Raw genomic sequence first — 3,574 nt, 5'->3', positions numbered from 1 at the left:
TAGAGCTTATGTACATGATTTTGAAGATCTTTGCCGTTGCAGGAATGATCGGTGCGACTTTATGGATGAAATGGAGATGACAAAATGATAGAGCCAACAGCAGGAAGCGTATTGGGTTTTTGGGCATTCTTTGTGTTCCTATATTGCGTGATATATGGGATGTCTAGATTAGTGGCATCCGGGCTAGATGATTGGGGTAAGAATACCACATACACAAGAAAAGCATGCATCCTCCTTAACTTCTTGGGATTTAGTGTGTTCAACACTTGGCTGTTTTTGTCCTTGCATGCCTTTGGAGTAGTCCCTGATTGGGCGTCGATACCTCTTGTCGTTCTGAATTGTTTAGGGGGTCTGCTTTGGTGGAACTTTAACAAAGAGAAGGAAAGACGATGAAAATAGCAGTTGCGATGTTAGCGTTTGGAGGATTCGTAGGGGTTCAATTGATATCTCAATACGGGGATACCATCTTTGAATTTAACCTTTCTCACATTCCCGTGATATTGTGTTTTTGCGGTCTGATGATCGGATTGTTAAGTGTGAATGCTTTCTCCATCCTTACTATATTCAACAATATAGGGGGCGACGATTGGGTAGAAAAGGAGATTTTAAAAAATCAGTATAAAATGCATATGCGTGCAAACTCGCTATTGTTGTTCATCCACCTGATGATAATACTGCTTTCAGTAGCGATAGTTTCGGTTAAAAGTGAATATGCCTTCATATCCGATATTAGAAATATGTATTTTAAAACAGTTTTATCGATATTGCTGTTGTCGGCATGTCATATGCCTGGTTATTTGCATAATCTCAGATTACATATCTACGATTCAATTACTGAGAAGTACAAAAAGAAAGTTACAGGGGCGAAGTTTTGAAAGGCTTGATGGCAGAAGCATCTTATTTACTACGATAAAAACTTTATGGCTATCCCTATGCCACTTAAGGCTATCCCTATGCCGCTTATGGCTATCCAAATAATCCATTGTTTTTGATCGTCTAGTTTTTCAATAACTTCTGTTTTAAAGTTGGCATTATCTACTCGGATACCGTCAAGTTTCTCGTTCACTTCTGTTTTAAATGTAGCATTATCGACTCGAATACTATCAAGTTTCTCGTTCATATTCGCACGATGTTCTGCCATATCCACTCTGAGATCTGCAAAACCTTTAGTCATTTCACGGATGCTTGAATCAACTTTACTATCTAGCTTGTCATAGTGTTTTTCAAGGAGAGAGATTCTGTGCTCTTCTATCGATTGTTTCTTATCCATGGAGACAGATTCCTCTACTATCTTTGTTTCGTTTTGTGTCGGAGAATCACAGATAAGATCGTCGTTCTCTATTTCGTTATCCCTATTTGTATTATGATGATCTTTATTAGAAGTTAACTCGTCACTTTTATCCTTGTGAATATTTGATGTATACAACTCATCACACCCTTTTAGGTATTTATGCCTATTAGCGTCATGTGGTCTAGTTGAACGTAGATCCAATACGTTATTATATCCTTCGTTTGATCTCTCTGTACTTTGACAATTTTCATCGTAACTAGGATTTCCCTGACGAGAATCCGTATATCCATCCGACATATATCTACCCCACTATAATTTTCTCAATAAGTTTTATGCGAACCTAAAGTGAGTATTAATCAGGGTTCTTTTGAGATTCCTTTCGTTTACGGTTTATATCAAGACGATTCACGATTGTCGGGGGATCCAAGCTATCCAATTCTTCCTTTACATTTTTAAAACCTTTTAACCTTTTACAAAGGTAACTATTCAAATCACATAATGCTTTTTTATTTTTATGATTTTGGAGGTACATGAGATAGTCGCCGTAATCTAAATTAGTTTTATCCTTATTATTTTTCAGTAAAGGTTTCAACTTCCTGATGAGAACAGCAAAGTGCAAACGTATTAACTCTTGCGAATAAACTAATTCTTTGATTGCACGGTATAATTCTGTGAAGATATCTTCTAATTTAAGAGAGCTTTCTTTAAATTTAAATCCCTCTTCTACAATTCCATTTAAAAAAGAAATAGGAGCATTCAGGGAAACGCTACCCGGAGCAGGAATATCAATGCCTCTTTCTTTGGCTTCGTCCAACCATTCAAGCATGGCAGGTTTTAAATCATGTAGTGCTTCCTCAGGTGTCTTTCCAACAGCCATGCATCTCATGAGATCTGTAGGAATAGCAATGAAAGCATCCCCATCCTTAACGATCAATATTGGGTAGCGGTCAATTTCAATATTCATCTCTTATCCTCCAAATTAACGATGTTGGCTGATAAATATCCCCTTATCTGGAGTGCTTTTTCTATTGAATTAACGTCTTCTTGAGATAAGGATTTTTCGCCCTTCATCATCGTTTGTGCCCATTCCAAAGGTCTGCCTGCTTTCTCTGCGAACGTCACATATGACCACTGTCTAGCGTCTAGTTCGTCTTGGATGTGCTCTTGGACAGGGAAGTGTTCTGCTAAAAACCCACCTGGATCTAGTCTGTAGGGGTACTTTTCATTTAACGATGCAGTGCTCATTGACAGCCCTCACACACCTCATCATCACAATCTTTGTTCGCTTTAGAAGTATCCAATTCCCACTCTTCATTTGTCTTGGTGTCCTTTTCTTCTGCCATCTCCAATCTCCCTCTCACGCCTAAGTTGTTGCTTTCATGCTTTATATCATGGGTGGTTTGCGGGTGTCTATAAAAATATCTATCGTTATGATCAATTTATATATTGACTAATTGATCATAATGATAGATAGTACATCCAACAAACACAAATAAATATAATTTTGTACACAGAAACATAGGAATGAAAATGGGAAAAGTTAGCCAACACTACATGGAAGAGATTGCAAGCAAATACGAGCGTGAAGAACTGTTGCGTGGATTGGGATACCTCCCACCATGCCCAATGGACACTGAGGAGAACGAAGATGACTAGAAGTAATGTTGTTCCATTTCAAAGAAAAAATACATCGCCATCAAAACTAACTGACAAAGAATTGTCAGCATATTATCAGTACCTTTTGGGGGTTAAGGAATTACTTGATGAGGCTGAAGCCGAAGTCATAAGCAGACTGTCCAATGGAGACCGAATACCAAAATTCCAATTAAAAACACTTAGAAAAGGTGCGAAACGCTGGTCAACAGGAAGCACAGAGAAACGGAAAAATATTCTCCAAGATCATTTCTATGTGCAAAAGCCAGCCTCACCTACGGAAATAGAAAAACTTGTTTTGAATGGCACTTTGTCTTCTACGCAGATTGAAGCTCTCAAAAAACTTGTGACCGTTTCCAAAGATGCGGTCAGTGTTGTCCCTATTGCAGAAGCCAAAACCACCACAAACAAACTGACTGCAGACATATTCTAAAGGAGACGAAAAATGTTGCCGATCATTTCAGTGGATCAAAGACTCAATGAAACCAAAGGAATCAAAGGATGTATCTTTGGAAAAAGCGGAATAGGGAAAACATCTCTTCTCTGGACACTGCCAGAAGAAAGCACACTTTTCATTGATCTGGAAGCAGGTGACTTGCCTGTTAAGGAGTGGAAAGGGGCTTCCCTGAG

At 38.5% G+C, this 3,574-nt stretch carries 8 protein-coding genes; 5 read left to right on the top strand and 3 right to left on the bottom strand.

Features of this window, described 5'->3' with window-relative positions:
- Positions 1–84: 84 nt before the first annotated feature.
- Both H0G72_RS05655 and H0G72_RS05650 read left to right on the top strand, forming a co-directional pair.
- Positions 85–393, top strand: coding sequence for a hypothetical protein (locus H0G72_RS05655; protein ID WP_182017800.1), 309 nt, complete (start codon positions 85–87; stop codon positions 391–393).
- Positions 390–875, top strand: a complete 486-nt coding sequence (locus H0G72_RS05650; protein WP_182017799.1) for a hypothetical protein — start codon at positions 390–392, stop codon at positions 873–875. The genes H0G72_RS05655 and H0G72_RS05650 overlap by 4 nt, the downstream gene beginning before the upstream one ends.
- 29 nt (positions 876–904) lie before the next feature.
- On the opposite strand, the gene H0G72_RS05645 is transcribed toward H0G72_RS05650, so the two are convergent.
- From H0G72_RS05645 to H0G72_RS05635, 3 genes are read right to left on the bottom strand one after another with little or no spacing between them, the layout of a single operon-like run.
- Positions 905–1,588, bottom strand: a complete 684-nt coding sequence (locus H0G72_RS05645) for a hypothetical protein (protein ID WP_182017798.1) — start codon at positions 1,586–1,588, stop codon at positions 905–907.
- Positions 1,589–1,643: 55 nt separating this feature from the next.
- Complete coding sequence (locus tag H0G72_RS05640) at positions 1,644–2,255, bottom strand: type II toxin-antitoxin system HicB family antitoxin (RefSeq protein WP_182017797.1); 612 nt, start codon at positions 2,253–2,255, stop codon at positions 1,644–1,646.
- Positions 2,252–2,536, bottom strand: a complete 285-nt coding sequence (locus H0G72_RS05635; RefSeq protein ID WP_182017796.1) for a hypothetical protein — start codon at positions 2,534–2,536, stop codon at positions 2,252–2,254. Before H0G72_RS05635 ends, H0G72_RS05640 begins: the two co-directional genes overlap by 4 nt.
- A 285-nt stretch (positions 2,537–2,821) precedes the next feature.
- Between H0G72_RS05635 and H0G72_RS06350 the strand changes: the two genes are divergently transcribed.
- From H0G72_RS06350 to H0G72_RS05625, 3 genes are all read left to right on the top strand, one after another.
- Entirely contained in the window at positions 2,822–2,947 is a 126-nt protein-coding gene (locus tag H0G72_RS06350) for a hypothetical protein (protein WP_259345170.1), read from the top strand.
- On the top strand, positions 2,940–3,377 hold the full coding sequence (locus H0G72_RS05630; protein WP_182017795.1) for a DUF2800 domain-containing protein: 438 nt from the start codon (positions 2,940–2,942) through the stop codon (positions 3,375–3,377). The genes H0G72_RS06350 and H0G72_RS05630 overlap by 8 nt, the downstream gene beginning before the upstream one ends.
- A 12-nt stretch (positions 3,378–3,389) precedes the next feature.
- Positions 3,390–3,574, top strand: a 185-nt coding sequence (locus H0G72_RS05625) for an AAA family ATPase (RefSeq protein WP_182017794.1), incomplete at its 3' end; no start/stop codon positions are given.

It is taken from the genome of Candidatus Liberibacter sp., from assembly GCF_014048425.1.
GTDB lineage: Bacteria > Pseudomonadota > Alphaproteobacteria > Rhizobiales > Rhizobiaceae > Liberibacter.
Note: the sequence above shows the minus strand (reverse complement) of the source record. Positions and strands in the feature narration are given on the sequence as shown.

Coding starts and splice junctions, on each gene's coding strand:
- H0G72_RS05655 (WP_182017800.1), top strand. CDS start 85: ATGATAGAGCCAACAGCAGGAAGCGTATTGGGTTTTTGGGCATTCTTT.
- H0G72_RS05650 (WP_182017799.1), top strand. CDS start 390: ATGAAAATAGCAGTTGCGATGTTAGCGTTTGGAGGATTCGTAGGGGTT.
- H0G72_RS05645 (WP_182017798.1), bottom strand. CDS start 1,588: ATGTCGGATGGATATACGGATTCTCGTCAGGGAAATCCTAGTTACGAT.
- H0G72_RS05640 (WP_182017797.1), bottom strand. CDS start 2,255: ATGAATATTGAAATTGACCGCTACCCAATATTGATCGTTAAGGATGGG.
- H0G72_RS05635 (WP_182017796.1), bottom strand. CDS start 2,536: ATGAGCACTGCATCGTTAAATGAAAAGTACCCCTACAGACTAGATCCA.
- H0G72_RS06350 (WP_259345170.1), top strand. CDS start 2,822: ATGGGAAAAGTTAGCCAACACTACATGGAAGAGATTGCAAGCAAATAC.
- H0G72_RS05630 (WP_182017795.1), top strand. CDS start 2,940: ATGACTAGAAGTAATGTTGTTCCATTTCAAAGAAAAAATACATCGCCA.